Raw genomic sequence first — 16,788 nt, 5'->3', positions numbered from 1 at the left:
ACGCCCAAATCAAGCCGACATTGCGGAACCTGACCAGCCAAGCTTTCGTCACTTCCCCTGGATTGATTAAACTAGACGGTGGCTGCAGCATCCCCAACTTGGATGCTCACGACTGCCGTTTTTCGCAGATGTCCTCCCCTAATCCTGCTGCCAGCACCCGCCCCAACCTCCACCGGACCATGACGAATGTCGGCAACTGAAATATCGGACCTATTACCTGTCGCTGCAGAAACGAAGAATCCGCATCCGTATCAAGTCTTTGGGCTGACCGGCGGCGAGCAAGATTCGCAGGTGATTGTCGTCGCCATCAAGAAAACAATCCAAAAACTGCAAAGTGCAAAAGCGAATGCGGACCCAGCGGTGTGGAAACAGGCAGCGAAATGGGTCCAACAATCTCGCGACATCTTGCTCGATCCGGCCAAAAAGAAGGCACTGGACGTTCGCTTCGGCGTGATTGATTTCGGAGACGCTGGCACGCCACAGAACACGGTACCGCCCGCTTCGGCACCGGCTGCAGTGCCGCCCCCCCCGGGCGTCTCGACCAATCCTGACCCGCTCGCCGGTTTGCTGCCGAAAACGGATCCGCTTGCCGCCGTGCTGCCTCAAGGCAATCCGCTGGCGCCGCAGATGCCTCCATCCTCCCAAACACAGCCTCCCCAAACCCCCGCCGCTCCGGTACCCGCACCCCAGATTGCTGCGGCCCCAATCCCTGCGGTTTCGGCCCCAGCGTCCGGCACGCCAATGCCCACGTTTGCCGAGGCCCCCGCGTCTGTGACGGCCGCGGCGCCGATTGCCATCAAGAAAAAGAAACCGACGAAACGGCGGCGTAAATCGCTGGCGGGCCTGTTTGTCTTCCTTGGCTGCGCCGCCGCGATCCTCGCGATGGTTGGCGCTCTCGTTTGGGTGGTGATGTCAAAACCAGGAAGCATCGCCATCACAGCCAAAGACGGCAGCTTTACCTTGTCGACCACCCCCGCCGGATCGGGGAACAATGCGACTGCGACCGCAGCATCCGGTGGACGCGTCAGCTCTCGTCCGGTCGACCCCATTATGGGCAGCCTCGGCTCGAATCGTCCCGCAGACGGAAGTACCCGGCGCCCCCAGAACTCAAACCCGAGCACCGAGCAGCCCCAACCGACTGAATCGATGCCGACTGAATCGATGCCGACTGAATCGATGCCGAATCAGCCGATGCCGAATGAGTCCATGCCGACGGAGCCCGAACCTGCTCAGCCCGAGCCGATGGTGGCCCAACCTGCCGCCGAAATTCCAGCGGAAATGACCACTTCGGATTCCTCCAGCAATCCCTCTGCCGATCCGATGCTGACAGCACCGATCGACGCCCCCGAGATGACGCCGGTCGAGATGACGCCGGTCGAGACGACGCCGGCCGAGACGATGAGCAACGAGATGATTGCCGAGACCGAGGCGTTGATCACGAAGGCGCGTACGGCAATCAAGACCGCCGACTGGAACCAATTGCGGGCGGTGCACGATGCCGCAGCCGATGCCCCGCTGAGCAAAGAGCAGAAACCGCGGGCCGAGCCATTGTTCGAGACCGCTGATCTGGCAACCTACTATCGCGGCGCCATCGAAAGAGGCGTGGCAACGTTGCAGACCGGCAGCGATTTCGAGCTCACCGAAACGCTCCGCGTGATCGTTGTCGAAAAAGGTCCCGACCAGCTGGTGATTCGCTTCAATGCAACGATCAAAGAATACACCTTTGACGAATTACCGCCGCGACTCGCCGACAAACTCGCTTCATTTGCCCTCAACGAGGGCGATCCTACCGCGATTGCGGCCCAGGCGGTCTATCAAGCCATTGCACCAAAATCGACCGACATCCATCGCCAAGATGCCATCGAAAAACTCGAAACATTTTCGGCTGAAGTCGAAGGAGCGAATCCCAAACGCATCGCCGAAGCGCTTCGCGACGTGCTGAAACCCTAGCCGCCGCAAACAGCCCTTGCGTCCGCACTCCAAAACATCGACAAATGACGGCGTTTACGGCAACCGAAGTTACCTTCACCCCTGCATCATGAAAAACGCAACTCGCGAAGCCCTCGATACCCTATCGCGTTTGATCGCCTTTCCTTCGGTTAGCTCGGCTAGCAATGTCGACATTTCTGAATATGTCGACACCCTTTTGCGGTCACTCGGATTCGAAACGGAACGAACCACCTACGTCGATAGCAAGGGAATTCGTAAAGCCAACATCGTCGCCAAACGAATGCCTGTGGAACCCAGCGACTCCTCCGCCGCTGGCTTGGCCTATTTCTGCCACACCGATGTGGTCCCAGCCCAAAATTGGGTCGGCCCGAACCCCGATTCGCCTGGGGATGCGTTTACCGCGACCCTTGCGAACGACCGCGTGTATGGACGCGGCGCGTGTGACATGAAAGGTTCCCTTGTTGCATTTTTGGCCGCAGTCAAACAGGTCCCTCAAGCATCGCAGCAGCATCCGCTGTGGGTCGTCTGCACCGCCGACGAGGAAACGGGTTTTCAAGGAGCGAGGCATCTTGTTGAGTCTTCGACCGCGTATCGTGAAATCGTAGCAGCACAGCCGGTGGCGATCATCGGAGAACCTACGGAACTTGGCGTGGTACATGCCCACAAAGGCATTACCGGATTCCGCATCCTCAGCCGCGGCCGAGCGGCCCACAGCAGTACTGCCGAAGGCGTCAACGCGAATGTCGCCATGGTACCGATGCTGCAAAAGATCGCGGAGCTGAACGAGCGAACGCTGACCGAACCACGCTATCGGGACCTCCGATTTGATCCGCCCACGTTATCCTGGAATTTCGGATTCACCGATCACGGTACCGCGATCAACATCACCGCACCGAAAAGTGAAGCGTGGGTCAGTCTACGGACTATGCCCGAGATCGATGGCAGCGATTTGATCGACGAAGCGCAGCGACACGCTCAATCACTTGGACTCGAATTCCAACCCCTTATCGGTTGCGATCCGATTTGGGTCGATGCCAACGCCCCGTGCATCCAAACGATGTGCGAATTAGCGGGTGCGGTCCCCACGACAAAGTGCTATGCCACCGATGGCGGTCTGTTCGGTGAATTGAATCAGCGGTTGGTGTGTGGGCCAGGCAATATTGCCCAGGCGCACACGGCAGACGAATGGATTTCGATCGAACAACTCGAAAAAGGCACCGACCTGTATCGCCGAGCCATTACGCAGTGGTGCTAGATTCGCATTAGTGTTTGACGAACGGTCGCCTCAGCGTCCGATGAAAGCGGCTTCTGACGAGGGGGTTTGAATTTCGCGAGCCAGAACATGGACGCTGGCACCCCACGTTTTTCTTCGTAGCGCTCGCGGCACAAGCCGCCCGGTCTAATCCGAACGTTTTTCACGCTGCTCGCGGGCGACGCCTCGCCTAATGCAAAAAAAAACTGCCCGTTTCCACAGAGAAGTGGAAACGGGCAGTCGAATGATTGAAGCGAGCCGATCAAAAAGGAACTATTCCTTTTCTTTCTTTTCTGCATCCTTTGGCGCGTTGTCTTCGTACTTGGCCGCAGGAATCGCGTCGTCATCACGAGTCGGCAAGATGTTGTGATAAACGGCGAACTCTTGGTCGTCGTCACCCTTGGTCTTTTCCACTTTTTCTTCGCTGATTTCGCCAGCTTCGACGATCATTTCGATCACCTTACGCTCAACGATTTGATTGCGAAGCGCGTCCATTTGACCGCTCTTTTCGAGGCGAGCACGAACTTTTCGTTCTGGCGAATCGCTTTGTTGAGCGATCAATGCGACTTCGGCATCGTAATCCGCAGCTTCCGCATCGAGCTCGGCTTCTTCGGCGATCTTTTCCAAGATGAAGTGTTCGCGAAGTGCAGCTTCGGTCGACGCTTGAGCATTTTGACGCGAAGCGTTGACGAAGCGACGAATGTTGTCTTCATCGAATCCGCTACGACGTAGCTCAAGCACCTTACGTTGCAATTCACGTTGCGTTTGACGCTGAACCAAAGACTTTGGAAGTTCAAAGTCGGCGTTACCCGCCAACGCATCGACGACCGATTGGCGAAGTGCTTGTTGGGTGCGGTAATCGGCTTGGCGAGTCAGCGAATCACGAACGAAATCGCGAAGCTCTTGCTCGGATTCAAAATCACCCAGCTCTTCCAAGAAGCTTGGAGTCAGCTTTGGCAATTCCGATTTCAATACTTCAATCACTTGGATTTCAGCATCGATTTCTTTACCACGAGTCTCTTCGTTGCTAACACCGTCGCTGATCTTAGCCTTGCCTGTGCGTGTATCGCCTTCGATTGCACCGGTCATCAGCGTGCCGAAATCTTCGATCACACCATCCGAGAAGCTGAGGCGACTGTTAAGTGTCACTCGTTCTTCTTCGAGTTCGCTGAGCAGCTTGCCGTTTTCGGTGAACTTAATCGTCACGACCAACTTGTCGCCCATCGCTGCCGCTTCGTCAGTGGCTTCGAGCGTGGCGTAACGTCCCAAGACACGTTGCAGCGACTCATCGACATCGGCATCGGTGATTTCTTCGACAGGCTTAGAGAGCTTGAGGCCCTTCCAAGTCGGAGTTTCAAAGTCGGGACGAACCTCGACAGTGAATTGATACTTGAAATCCCCATCGTCTTCGGGCAATTCGATCGATTCGAAGTCGAACTCAGGTTCGCCGATTGCGGAAAACTCTTCTTTGTCGCTCACTTGCGAGAGCGAATCCATCAACAGGGCGCCCTTCACTTGTTCGCGAACACGGTCACGGAATTGCTTTTCGACCAACTTTCGCGGCGCGCGTCCCGCACGAAAACCGGGCACGGAGGCTTCCGGCACAATTTCGTCGTATGCGTCTTTGAGGTACCGCTCAACTTCAGCGTGAGGGATCGTCACAATCACCTGGCGAACGCATGGCGAAGGGCTCTCAACTGTCGATTGCAGTTGGATCGTTTTCTTTTCTTCCGGAACTTCCGTTGTTTCGGGTTCAGTGGAGGTGGACATCCTTCGGTAAGACCTCTCGTCTTTACGGCGTCATCGTATGGCACGTGAGGGCGAAACAGGAAAACCGACCATCGGATCGCTGCGCCTCATCGTTTCTATAAATCAAGCCCGGTAGTGTACCGTGTCAGGGTGCTTGGTGGAAATGGGGGAAAATCAGAAGAATATGAAGTTGCTTCCGTGGGGATCGTATCACCCTCGAATGAGCCCGCTGCCGCTCGCCCCTGTGGCCCCGAATCCCCGCTCGGCAAAACAATTTTTAAAGTCTTCACAAATTGGGCTTGAACGAATTCGATCGAGACCTACAATCCGCTCCTGTTGATGGCAAAGCCAGTTGGTTTTGCCTCACAAAAAAAGTGCCGCCGAGTGACCTTGCAACATTAAACTGCAATCGATAACTTGGCTGGCGTCGAAAGTTTTGCGGCTGTAGCTCAGTTGGCAGAGCATCACGTTGCCAACGTGATTGTCGTGGGTTCGAATCCCATCAGCCGCTCTTTCTTTTTCTTTCACGTGAGTGGAATCTTCCCTCACTTGCTTTCGCGTTTCGCAAAGCCCCCTAAAACTCGATTCTTCCATCCGAGTTTTCATGCGGGTGGCGACTTTCATGTTATCGTGATTGCCGCTATCTTTTTTTCTTTGCCTCGCAACTCCCCCTTCGGCCATTCGTGGATCCTTCGCAGTGCCGCATGCTCAACTTGGTCCGATCGCTGTTCACTTGCCTTCGCGAGTCGAAACGAACGAACAACTTCAAGCCGATTTCCCCAATTGGGACATCGCTCTGATCGCTGAAAAAACCGGTATCCATCAACGGCATATCGCCGAGCCCAAGGAAACCGCCAGCGACCTAGCCATCCAAGCAGCCACGAAACTTTTTTCCGAACATGCGATTGATCCCCAATCAATCGACTTCGTGATGCTCTGCACGCAGACGCCGGATTACCCGCTGCCAACCACCTGCTGTCTGATCCAAGATCGGCTCGGCTTGCCCACTCGCTGCGGCGCCCTCGATTTCAATCTGGGCTGCAGCGGCTTTGTTTACGGCCTGGCGATGGCCGACGGACTGATCCAAAGCGGAGTTGCCAAAAACATCCTTCTGCTGACGGCGGAAACGTACAGCAAGTATATCGACGCCGATGATCGCAGCCTGCGAACGATCTTTGGCGACGGTGCAGCAGCAACATTGGTGACCGCCAGCGAGGAAAAATCGCTGTGGGGCTTCCAGTTTGGTAGCGATGGCAGCGGCGGAGATATGCTGATTGTCGGTGACGGCGGCAGCCGGCCAAGCGAAGACGCGATCAAGCCACGACACCGCAAACGCTGGAAAAGCCGCCTCTATATGGACGGCCCGAGTCTGATCAATTTTACTGTCGAAGCGGTTCCGCGATTGATCGCAGAAATCTTGTCCGACAACGGGCTGACCGATGCCGATATCGATCGCTATTTGATGCACCAAGCGACCTGGAAAATGCTCGACCAACTTCGCGGGCGTATGGACGTCGCCCCCGAACGAATCCCGATCGAACTTGCCGATGTGGGCAACACCGTCTCGTCAACCTTGCCGATTTTGATCGATCGACTACGAAGTCGCGGCGAATTGAAACCAGAATCGGTTAATATGCTGGTAGGATTCGGAGTGGGATTGTCTTGGGCCGGCGGGCTTTGGCGAGACGTCTACTCGGCCTAAAATGACAAGTGAGGGAGGGGGAGCCACGGCAAACGCATCTCGACTGACACACTGCGGCCAGACGCTTTCGCCAAGCCACTGAATTTGCCAAGCTCAACACCGCTACCCCCCGATGCTATTAGCGGGGCAACTTGCCAGCGCTGCACCAATGCCTGCATCCTCAGCTGGGGGCCGTGAAATGCCCGTTTTTTTCAATACCCTTGCGACCTGCTCGCTTGTCGCAAAACGGAGAAATCCACGATGCCAGAAAATCTTTCAGGGCGACTGCTGATTGCGTCACCGTATTTGGGCGATGGAAATTTCCTCCGTTCGGTCATTTTTATCGTTCGGCATGATCCCGAGGGCGCCTTTGGACTTGCGATCAATCGGCCCACCGAGAACCGGTTTCGAGACGTCGTGGCACTGAGCACCACCGCAGGAGGCGAGCCTCGCGAGGACGACTTTATTTACCGGGGCGGCCCCGTCGAAGGCCCGCTGCTTGCACTGCACAACCTAGCCGGGATCGGCGATCCCTGCGGCCCCGTCTCGTTGGCCGATCCGGGTGCGCCGCTGGGCCCCGGAGAATCGGTCACCGGCGGAGCCAAGTTTACGATCGAAGACCACCCCGCCGACCCATTCGGAAGCATGTCGATCGACCTGGGGAATCCGCCCGCCTGGATCACCGGCGACGACGACCACCTGCGAATCCTGCTCCATCGCCGTGATGCCAAGGTGCGGTACATTGCCAACTACAGCGGCTGGGGCCCCCAACAGCTCGACGAAGAGATGCGAGTCGGAGGCTGGTTGGTCGGCAAGCCCGATAGCGATATCCTGTTTGGCGACGCAGACAAATCCTGGGAACTGGCAGTTCGCCGATGCGGCCACGACATTCTCCACTCGATGGCCCCCGGCGTGCACTTCGGTGACCCTAATTTGAATTGAGCGTCGTTTCGATCGGATTTGCTGGAATTTTTCGCTGCGGAATCACTCTAATTTGGGTGCTCACAGCGGCCATCCAACCTGAGCGTATGACTGAAATTGATCCTATCCTCGAGCCTCCTCAATGCGACAATTTGCGATCGGTGATATCCATGGATGTGCCAAGGCACTCAGGTCACTGATCGAGACGATTGCCCCCACTGCGGACGACGAACTGATCTTCCTGGGCGATTACATTGACCGCGGCCCCGACAGCAAAAATGTGATCGACCAGATCCTGGAACTGCAAAACCGCTGCCGCGTGATCGCCCTACGAGGCAATCACGAGATCATGCTAATGGGGGTCACCGCAGGACTCGACGATACCATTTGGCGAAACAGCGGCGGCCACGCGACGCTGGCCAGCTATGGCGGTTCACTGCAAAAAATCCCCGACGATCACATCGACTTCTTTCGCTCGCTTCGAGCATTTTACGAAGTCGAAGAATCAATCTTTGTTCACGCGAATTACGTGCACAGCGTCGCAATGCCGCTGCAAGACGAAGCGACGATGTTCTGGAAGCATCTCGACTTTCCGCTTCCGCTACCACACTGCAGCGGCAAACGCGTCTTCCTCGGGCACACGCCTCAGCCCGGAGGCAACGTATTGGACTCGGGCTACTTTGTTTGCATCGATACCTACTGCTTCGGCGGAGGCTACCTAACCGCGATCGAACCCGCGACCGGCGAAACAATCCAAACCGATCGCCACGGCCACGCACGCCGAACACCGATGCGAACGATTGTGGACCGATTCGGCAGAGCGACCCGTTTTCTGGGAAGCAAATTCCAATCGATCAAGCGACCCAAGTCGCGATAATTCTTTTTCGCTGCGATTTCGCTGGTTCGCAGAACACTAGAGTGGCATCACCACGGTTGATTCGCCGCCCGATTGGCGAACCGTTTCTAGGCTGGCTCAAAAACTCGCAAAAATAAAACTTGCTTTTCCAACACGCTGCGTCTACTGTACTACATGTCGCGGTACAGCAGGTCAGTTCGAGAGGCTCGATGTTAACCATACAAATTACGACCGGCAGTGACGTTCCCATCTTTCGGCAGATTGTCGAACAGATTCGAGCGGCGATCGCCGGCGGAAAACTCCGCACCGGAGCCCCGTTACCGAGCGTTCGCGGATTGGCCAACGAATTGGTGATCAATCACAACACGGTCGCCAAAGCTTATTCGCAACTGACTCGCGATGGGGTGATCGAGAGCCAGCAGGGCCGCGGCTACTTCGTCGTCCAGCGACGAGAAATTTTCACCAAAGCGGAACGAGTGCGTCGCGTCAACGCCCTGGTGGCCCCTTTGGTCAGCGAAGCCGTGCTGTTGGGTTTTTCCGAACCAGAGCTGGTATCGCTGGTACAGAAGCAATTCGCAAAAGTGATGAGTGATCCCCAAGGAAAGACATCATGAGTGATACAGCAGCTCCGGCGATTTCAGCGACGGGATTAACTCGCTACTTTGATCTTCGCTGCGTCGTGAACCAATTAGATTTTGACGTTCCTGCGGGCAAAGTCACTGCTTTGCTGGGACTAAATGGCGCGGGAAAGACAACATCAATTCGCATGATGATGGGGTTATTAGCGCCGACTCGCGGACGCTGCAAAACGCTTGGCGTCGATTCACAGTCGCTATCGCCCGAGAATCGTCGGCGGATCGGCTACCTCGTCGAAGGACACTACTTGTACCCATGGATGCGAGTCAGCGAGATTGCGAAATTCACTCGCTCATTCAATGACCACTGGGACCAACAGCGGTTCGCGGAAATTGTCGCCCACTTTGCCATCGATGCTCGGCAACGCGCGGGCGAATTGAGTCGTGGTCAGCGCGCTGGCGTCAGCCTTGCCGCCACCCTGGCCGCCGATCCCGAATTGTTGATCATGGACGATCCCGCTCTTGGACTTGACCCGGTCAGCCGCCGGTCGCTGAACGAAACGCTGATTGATTTCGCGGGTCAAACCACTCGTGACGGCCAACCGAGAACCGTTCTATTGAGCACTCACCTGATCGACGATGTGGAGCGAATTGCCGACGAAATCGCAGTCATGATCGCAGGCCGACTGCTGATCCACACGTCGCTTGCCGATTTCCAAATTAGAGTTGACCGCTATGCCATGGAGGTGTCGCCCGACGAAGATCCCGCCGCCCTGTTATCCAAATTGCAAGCGATCGCGTCGGGAATCATTGAAGCCCGGATGGTCGGAAAACATGTTTTGATCTGCGTCGCGGACGCGCCGAACGATTTTGCGGAAAAGTTAAAATCGCTTGCCCATGGCGATGTCGAGCGACTGACGACGTCGCTTGACGATTTGGTAGTGGCGTATCTTTCACGCGAGCGGGCAGAGCATTCGTTTGTGACGCGGACTCACCACGGCAAAGACTGTATCGATAACGATTTCTTAGTTTCAACGTTGGAGCGATCGCGATGATGTTCTGGAAAGAGTGGCGTGAAGCGGTTCGCTTTCTCCCCATTGCAATGATCGCCGTTGCGGTTTTGTTGTGGATAAATTTGCCGATCGGCGACGTCTTACTGACTCCGTTGGCACGACAGATCAGCTCGGCCATGATGGTTGTTTCGGCACTCTATGCGATTGCCATAGGGTTGATGCAGACCTTGCCCGAACAGCGCAGTGAAGTCCGCGGACTGCTCTTTTCGCAGCCAATCTCGAGGACGCGAATTTACTTTGCCAAAACATTTGCCGCGATCGCGGTTCATAGTCTCGCGATGGCCATTCCAATGCTAATTGCATGGGGCTGGCTCGCTTCGGTTGCACCGGAGACACGCCCTGCAACACCAATATCGCTTGCTGCAGGCGTTTTCATTTGGATTGCCGGGTTTTCGTTTTATCCTGCCACCATCTGGATGGTTTCTCGCCGGGCCCGTTGGGTTGGCTCCCGCCCGTTGCCGTTGCTGACTGCCGCTTTGGCCGTCGGCTTAGCTTTCGCTGCTTGTTTTGCAGGAACGTGGACGACATTCGGGTACTGGATGTTACCTGTCGGAGTCATCTTGGCTGCGTTGCTCACGATTGCTCATCATGCCTATGTGGCACTTAGCGACCAGTCACCGCGACTTGCATCCGATGGCCCCGGCAGTCGTATTTCGGCAATTGGTCTGACTCTTAGCGTGCTCTTAGCCTGGACAATCATCAGCTTCGTCTTCTTTTCGTTTTCGCGTGATTTTGCCTATCAGCTCCCCGGTGACGTGCGGCAAACCCGAGTGGATTCAAGCGGTGATCTGTATCAAACGGTGGAGGAGTATCGTTGGGATCCTGAAAAACAACGCAACGATTACGTGGTGGTACAAGCGAGGGCCGCAGTCGAAGCGCCACTTGAATCGCCCTATGTTCGCCCCACCGAAGCCGATCAGATATCGGCTGGTATAGGGCTTACTTGGATCGAGGAAACACAAATTGCGTCGGACCCTGATTCCAATAGTCACTTGCTTTTTCAGCCGATTTCTGACCAACAATATAACCAACTGAATTATGGCTACACTTGGATCTATCATGGCGACGGATACTTCTTGCTGTATTCCAGCGACCAAAGCAACCGATCGACTTCTAAACTTGCGGGATCGTTTGATCGTGGCGGCATAAGATCAGGCGCGCAACCGTTTGATGCGTCTGACCCATCACTGTGGGGAAATTCCGCGATTCCCTATGTCGACGTTCTTGTCGACCACAACGGCATTTATCAAATTCAAGATGCTCCGCTCGATGCCAATCCGCTGTTGTTGCAGAACATCGATGCTGTTTGCTCGTTTGGCGACTTGGCAGGCCATGGTCCGACCGCCGTCGTAACCAGTGGAAATGAAATGTCGCTTTTCCACATCCACAGTACCAATGCCGATGTCGCGCAGTGGTTGAAGTCACCACAACGGAACGAGTATTTCCATGTAACCCGACTTGGCATACCGAAACTTGAATTGGAAAAGTTCCAAACCATTCAGCTGCCCTCGATATGGTTTGAAGTTCCCGGTAATCCGGTCGGCCAAATCGTTGATTTTGGTGACGACGGGTTTCTGCTAGTGAAGAGCAATTGGTTTTATCGCGCAGTCACCATTCGCATCGGCCCCGACGGTAAAGTAGGAGAGATCAAGCAGTATATGCTTGGCAATTTCCCCGCTGATTCGCCAACGATTGCGATGGCCCAAGGCTGCCTCCCTCCGCTGGTTCAGTTGGCGTTAGCCGCAGAATCGATGTTTCGCACGAAAGCGAATGGGGGAACCTACACCAGCCATGTTACAAAACGTTATGTCGGTTGGCTCATCGTCGCGACTGTTTTGCATATCCTGGTTGCAATCGGGCTGACGCTAGCCGCGTGTCGCCGGCGTTCACTTTGCCGACGCGATCAGCTGCGCTGGCTCGCGATCGCTCCGCTGCTCGGCGTCGCGGTTCCGTTGGCGGTGCTGTCGCTACACTCGCGAGTTGCCACTGCGGTTTGCGACCAGTGTGGGAAAAGGAAACGGGTGGACGACGCCACGTGCCCGCATTGCCACGCCGACTGGTCAGCACCTCCGCGATCGGGCATCGAGATATTTGCTCGAAGCAAATGAACCTTTGTCCTCAGCGTGATCAGCGGGCAGCGTTGACGAATTTCTGGATTGCCGATGGCAGCGGCGACTCGAACTGGACCTCCTCGCCCGTCACGGGATGGGTAAACGCCAACGAGCGGGCGTGCAAGGCGATTCGTTTGCGAACCCAAAATGGATGCGATGCTCGTTTCGCTTGATAGCGAGGATCTCCCAAAACCGGGTGACCGGCGTCAGCAAACTGAACGCGGATCTGGTTTCGCTTTCCCGTTTCCAACTGAACTTCGACCAACGTGGTATCAGCCATCCGCCGGACGACGCGAAAATGCGTGATCGCCGTTTCGGTATCACGCGATGGCTTGGTCACGTATCGATCCAAATTGCTGCCGGTCGCCAGATGGGAATGATAGGTTCCTTCGTCGTCCGCAATCACTCCGGCCACAATCGCGGTGTAGACACGCTGCGGCTTTCGCTGCTTGAACTGTTCGATCAGCTGCTTCGCGATCGCTTCGTGCTTTCCAAAAACCAACAAGCCGCTGACTTCGCGATCAAGCCGATGGACGACGCACGCTTCCTTTTGGCTTCGCGAATGGCTGAGGTAAATCGAGACACGGTCGACCAACGAATTCGGCTCTCCATTGTCCGTCGGCACCGTCAAAGTGCCGGCCGCCTTGTCGACCACGATCAGGTGCTCGTCTTCGAACACGACGCTAAACGTGCGATCGTCCCAGGTTCGCTTCTTTTCGCGATAGCGTTGGTGTGGATCAAACCGCAAAGAAACCACGTCACCGACCTTCACCGAACCCGCAATCCCTTTGCAAGGATGTCCGTTCACGGAAACACAACCGTGATCAAACATCCCCCGCACCTGGCTGCGAGAAACCCCCGCCAAATCGCGGACGATCAAATCGATCCGCCCCGCCTTCTCTTCGTCGACAGTCAATGAAAGCGTTTTAATCGGCATAGGAAAATCAGAGTCAAAACAAGAAGGCAAGGAAACGGATTGGGGACGTAAAAATGGAAAAACACCTTCGCAGACGTCCCAAGCTCCGTATTATCACTGGCAAACACGATTTTCGCCAGGACGCTGCTCGGACGGATGGCAAGAAGCCAACGACCACTGGTTTACCCGTCGCTTTTAGACTGCCATGCTTTTCGATCGCCATGTCTGGATTGCCTGACACCGCGAACCACGTTTTTAATGAAAGCCGATTTTTTTTCTACCACGTATTAACAACGAGACATTGATGAAAACGATTCGCTGGGGACTGATTGGATGTGGCGACGTTTCGCGAAAACGAGTCGCGCAAGCCATCCTCGACGCTCCGGGCAACGAGCTCGTAGCCGCCTGCCGCCGCGATCCCGTCCGCCTGCAGGAATTCTGTGACTCGCTCTCGATCGCTCGTCGCTACACCGATGCCCGCGAATTGATGAACGACGCCGACGTCGATGCCGTCTATATTGCCACGCCGGTGCGAGCACACCTGCCTCTAACCCGAATGGCCGCGAGTTCGGGAAAACATGTCCTGGTCGAAAAACCGATGGGCATGAATGTCGCCGAGTGCGACGAAATGATTGACGCTTGCACCAAGGCGGATGTCAAACTTGGTGTCGCCTACTATCGACGTTTTTATCCCATCATCGATCGCATCGAAACGCTGCTAAAAAGCAATGCAATCGGCACTCCGATGGCGATTTCCGCGGTCACGGCCACGCCGCTTGCCATGCAATCGGGCGATGAAGGCTATTGGCGAACAGCGATGGCCGAAAGTGGCGGCGGAGCGTTAATGGATGTCGGCAGCCACCGCATCAACGTTTTCCTGCACCTGTTCGGGCCAATCGCAGAGGTCAAATCGATTTGCGGGACCGTCGCGGCCGACTACGAAGTCGAAGACACCGCGACCGTATTACTGCGTTTCCAGCGGGGACCAATCGGAACGTTACAATGCCATTTTGGTGCCGAAGATCCTGATGAATTTACGATTATTGGTACGCGAGGACGACTCAGAGCATGCCCGCTGAACGGCGACAAACTGAACATCGAGATCGACGGCAAAGTAACCGTCGAAACGTTGCCGCCAGCGGCCAATTTTTGTGAACCCTTGATTGCCGATTTCGCCGATGCGATACGCAACAATCGCCCCCCTCGCGTTGACGGAAACGAAGGCCGCGAGACCAACATCGTAATGGCCAACGCTTACGCTAACGGCACCTAATTCACCGGCACCTAATTCGCTAGCACTTCTTTCCAATGGGGGTCTACGCACCCTGTTCTCACCTGCACTTTTCACAGGAAAAACTGATGTCACAACCGATCGAATCATTCCTCTCGTCCCAAACCTATGCCGTCGCCGGTGCGTCGGCACGGCGGCACAAATATGGCAACAAGGTGTTTCGTGCGCTGCTCGATTCAGGCCGCGAGGTCTATCCACTGAACCCGATCAGCGAAGAGATCGAGGGACACAAGGCGTACCCGCGAATCGCGGATTTGCCGCTCGTCCCCGAGTCGCTGTCGATCATCACGCCCCCGGAAGTGACCCGGAAAGTGGTTGCCGATGCGGTGGCAGCGGGAGTTAAGAATATTTGGATGCAACCCGGCGCCGAAGACGCTCAAGCAAGCCAAGCGGCTCGCGACGCCGGAATCAATGTCATCGATGACGGCAGCTGCGTGCTGGTCCTACTCGCACGCGAGTGATAGCGGCCGCAGCCGACCTACTTAGCCATCAACTTTTTCACAGTGGGTTCGATCGATTCGGCCCAAATGGTGTATCCCTGCTCGCTAAGGTGCAGCAGGTCAGGCATGATCTCTTTGGAAAGTTTTCCATCATCACTTAGAAACTTTTCACCAATATCCAAGTAATGAACATTATCGTCGGCTGCAAGTTTCGCGACAATCTCGTTGCTCTTCTCGTTCACTTGACGCTTTTTGTCCGATGGATCCGCACCCCGCGGGAATGTACCCAATAGCAAGATCTCGGTGTCAGGCGTTTTTTGCTGCAGTTGGCGAACGATCGCAGTCACCCCTTCGGCGATTTGCTCAGGCGAGTTGCTGCCCGAATTGTTCGTGCCAATCATGATCACGGCGACTTTGGGCGAGATGCCTTCGAGGTTGCCGTTATCGAGTCGCCAAATCACGTGTTGAGTACGATCGCCGCCGATGCCCAAATTCACCGCGTTCCGATCACCGTAGAATTTGGCCCACACATTCTTGCCTCGGCCTTCCCAACCCTGGGTGATTGAATCCCCAATAAACACAAGGTCGACATTGCCCTGCTTGACTCGTTCATTCATTGATTCGTGGCGTTTCATCCAGCGACTGTCGCGCGGGACCGGTCTGATCGCATCATGCTCAACTAACGTCTCTTGAGCGGACACGGGGGAAGCCAGAAAGGCTGCTAGCAACAGCGACTTCACAAGGGATCGACGGCAAATTTGCATCGTAATTTTCTCGATTGTTGAGGAAACGGGGAGGGGGAATATCGAGCGATATCATAGTTCATCGCGAACGACGACGCGGTGATAGCAAGGTGATTTTCTACTTCCGAAAACCGGCAGCCAAAAGAGCTTGCGATCATTTATCACGCGATCCTTCGCTGTCTCGACCTTCGTCTGCCTGCTGCGAATTCTGCGAATCCATGAAAAATATCGCTGCGAAAATGGGCAATCGAGCGAGCTAAGACCAAGTCTAGTGACCACTTTACGTCTCGATTGCGCCATCGGGGGCAGGAAACACCCAATAAGTGGGGCACGGACTGCGATTTCCTGGCAATATCAGCTTAAACAGTGTTACCATTAATCGGATCAGAGCTAAGCCATTTGGCGATCCACGCGTTTCGGGAATTAGTAGGGTGGTCACTCAAACTTCTCATATCTATCGCTACCGTGTCGACGCTTCGGACACAATTGTCGCCGTCGACGAATGGTGGCTGGCGTTTGCCAAAGAAAACAACTCTCTCGATTTGGATGAAGCGTCCGTAGTCGGAAAATCGCTGTGGAGTTTTATTGCCGACTCCCCGACTCAAAAGCTGTACAAAGAAATCCACCGTTTCGTGCGGGTGACAGGCAATCCGATCACTGTGCCATTTCGCTGCGATTCCCCCACGCTGCGGCGCTACATGCAATTAACGATCACCAGGCATGACAAGCAACACCTGGACTACGAGAGCGTTTTACTGAGAGCCGTGCCAAGCCGACGACTAGCACTACTGGATCCCATCCAACAACGCTCCGCCGCATTTCTAACCATGTGCAGCTTCTGCAAACGATCGCTGATTGAGCCCTCCGGCTGGCTCGAAATCGAGAACATCGCGATCAAGCTAAGACTGTATCGAGAACAGACGGTACCAGAGATTCGCTATACCGTGTGCCCTGATTGCGAAGACCATTTTGGTAGCAACCGACAAGAACTCGAATCGAGCTCCGAACAACCGCCGCGATAGCCCTGACGTCTTGATGTTACGCAGTTTTCACAACGCGACGCGACAGCCTTGAAGTTGCGAGTTTGCATTTAGGGGCAAAGCCCCGGACGTTTACCTAGCCCAGCCCAACGGGCTGGGACCAAGAAAACCAATGAATGGAAGGGCCAACGGCTGGACTGATGAAAAAGGTGCTGTTTTGGAGACCTGGGCAAAGTTGGAATTGAAAAAC

Annotated in this window: 14 protein-coding genes and 1 tRNA gene; 12 read left to right on the top strand and 3 right to left on the bottom strand. The window is 55.3% G+C overall.

What is annotated here, in order from left to right:
• The first annotated feature begins 186 nt into the window (after window positions 1-186).
• Both ABD971_RS32430 and ABD971_RS32425 read left to right on the top strand, forming a co-directional pair.
• A complete protein-coding gene (locus ABD971_RS32430; RefSeq protein WP_345327849.1) occupies window positions 187-1,950 on the top strand; it encodes a hypothetical protein in 1,764 nt (587 codons plus the stop codon).
• Window positions 1,951-2,038: 88 nt separating this feature from the next.
• Entirely contained in the window at window positions 2,039-3,205 is a 1,167-nt protein-coding gene (locus tag ABD971_RS32425) for a M20 family metallopeptidase (RefSeq protein WP_345327848.1), read from the top strand.
• 270 nt (window positions 3,206-3,475) lie between these two features.
• Here the strand turns inward: ABD971_RS32425 and tig are convergent, their stop codons facing one another.
• Window positions 3,476-4,972: a trigger factor gene (gene tig, locus ABD971_RS32420; RefSeq protein ID WP_339942941.1), complete on the bottom strand. Its 1,497-nt coding sequence runs from the start codon at window positions 4,970-4,972 to the stop codon at window positions 3,476-3,478.
• Between the two features lie 417 nt (window positions 4,973-5,389).
• Here tig and ABD971_RS32415 point away from each other — a divergent pair.
• The 7 genes from ABD971_RS32415 to ABD971_RS32385 all read left to right on the top strand — a co-directional run bounded on the left by ABD971_RS32415 (window position 5,390) and on the right by ABD971_RS32385 (window position 12,165).
• A tRNA-Gly gene (locus tag ABD971_RS32415) sits at window positions 5,390-5,462 on the top strand.
• Between the two features lie 186 nt (window positions 5,463-5,648).
• Window positions 5,649-6,653: a ketoacyl-ACP synthase III gene (locus tag ABD971_RS32410; protein WP_339942943.1), complete on the top strand. Its 1,005-nt coding sequence runs from the start codon at window positions 5,649-5,651 to the stop codon at window positions 6,651-6,653.
• Window positions 6,654-6,893: 240 nt separating this feature from the next.
• Window positions 6,894-7,574, top strand: coding sequence for a YqgE/AlgH family protein (locus ABD971_RS32405; protein WP_339942945.1), 681 nt, complete (start codon window positions 6,894-6,896; stop codon window positions 7,572-7,574).
• Window positions 7,575-7,695: 121 nt separating this feature from the next.
• Window positions 7,696-8,430 (top strand): metallophosphoesterase family protein, encoded by a 735-nt coding sequence (locus ABD971_RS32400; RefSeq protein ID WP_339942947.1) that lies wholly within the window; start codon window positions 7,696-7,698, stop codon window positions 8,428-8,430.
• A 188-nt stretch (window positions 8,431-8,618) separates the two neighbouring features.
• The gene (locus tag ABD971_RS32395; RefSeq protein WP_345327847.1) at window positions 8,619-9,023 is read left to right on the top strand and encodes a GntR family transcriptional regulator; all 405 of its coding nucleotides are present in this window, start codon (window positions 8,619-8,621) and stop codon (window positions 9,021-9,023) included.
• On the top strand, window positions 9,020-10,039 hold the full coding sequence (locus ABD971_RS32390; protein WP_345327846.1) for an ABC transporter ATP-binding protein: 1,020 nt from the start codon (window positions 9,020-9,022) through the stop codon (window positions 10,037-10,039). The genes ABD971_RS32395 and ABD971_RS32390 overlap by 4 nt, the downstream gene beginning before the upstream one ends.
• Window positions 10,036-12,165: an ABC transporter permease gene (locus tag ABD971_RS32385; protein WP_345327845.1), complete on the top strand. Its 2,130-nt coding sequence runs from the start codon at window positions 10,036-10,038 to the stop codon at window positions 12,163-12,165. The genes ABD971_RS32390 and ABD971_RS32385 overlap by 4 nt, the downstream gene beginning before the upstream one ends.
• Before the next feature lie 19 nt (window positions 12,166-12,184).
• Here the strand turns inward: ABD971_RS32385 and ABD971_RS32380 are convergent, their stop codons facing one another.
• Entirely contained in the window at window positions 12,185-13,105 is a 921-nt protein-coding gene (locus ABD971_RS32380) for an RluA family pseudouridine synthase (RefSeq protein ID WP_339942955.1), read from the bottom strand.
• Window positions 13,106-13,388: 283 nt separating this feature from the next.
• On the opposite strand from ABD971_RS32380, the gene ABD971_RS32375 reads away from it, so the two are divergent.
• Both ABD971_RS32375 and ABD971_RS32370 read left to right on the top strand, forming a co-directional pair.
• A complete protein-coding gene (locus ABD971_RS32375; protein WP_345327844.1) occupies window positions 13,389-14,357 on the top strand; it encodes a Gfo/Idh/MocA family protein in 969 nt (322 codons plus the stop codon).
• Between the two features lie 86 nt (window positions 14,358-14,443).
• Entirely contained in the window at window positions 14,444-14,836 is a 393-nt protein-coding gene (locus ABD971_RS32370) for a CoA-binding protein (RefSeq protein ID WP_345327843.1), read from the top strand.
• A 17-nt stretch (window positions 14,837-14,853) separates the two neighbouring features.
• On the opposite strand, the gene ABD971_RS32365 is transcribed toward ABD971_RS32370, so the two are convergent.
• Window positions 14,854-15,432, bottom strand: a complete 579-nt coding sequence (locus tag ABD971_RS32365) for a platelet-activating factor acetylhydrolase IB subunit (protein WP_345327842.1) — start codon at window positions 15,430-15,432, stop codon at window positions 14,854-14,856.
• Window positions 15,433-15,989: 557 nt separating this feature from the next.
• On the opposite strand from ABD971_RS32365, the gene ABD971_RS32360 reads away from it, so the two are divergent.
• Window positions 15,990-16,580, top strand: coding sequence for a hypothetical protein (locus tag ABD971_RS32360; RefSeq protein WP_345327841.1), 591 nt, complete (start codon window positions 15,990-15,992; stop codon window positions 16,578-16,580).
• Window positions 16,581-16,788: the final 208 nt, after the last annotated feature.

Origin of the sequence: Novipirellula rosea (assembly GCF_039541335.1) — a bacterium.
GTDB classification, from domain to species: Bacteria; Planctomycetota; Planctomycetia; order Pirellulales; family Pirellulaceae; genus Novipirellula; species Novipirellula rosea.
This window is presented reverse-complemented; position numbering and strand designations above follow the sequence as displayed.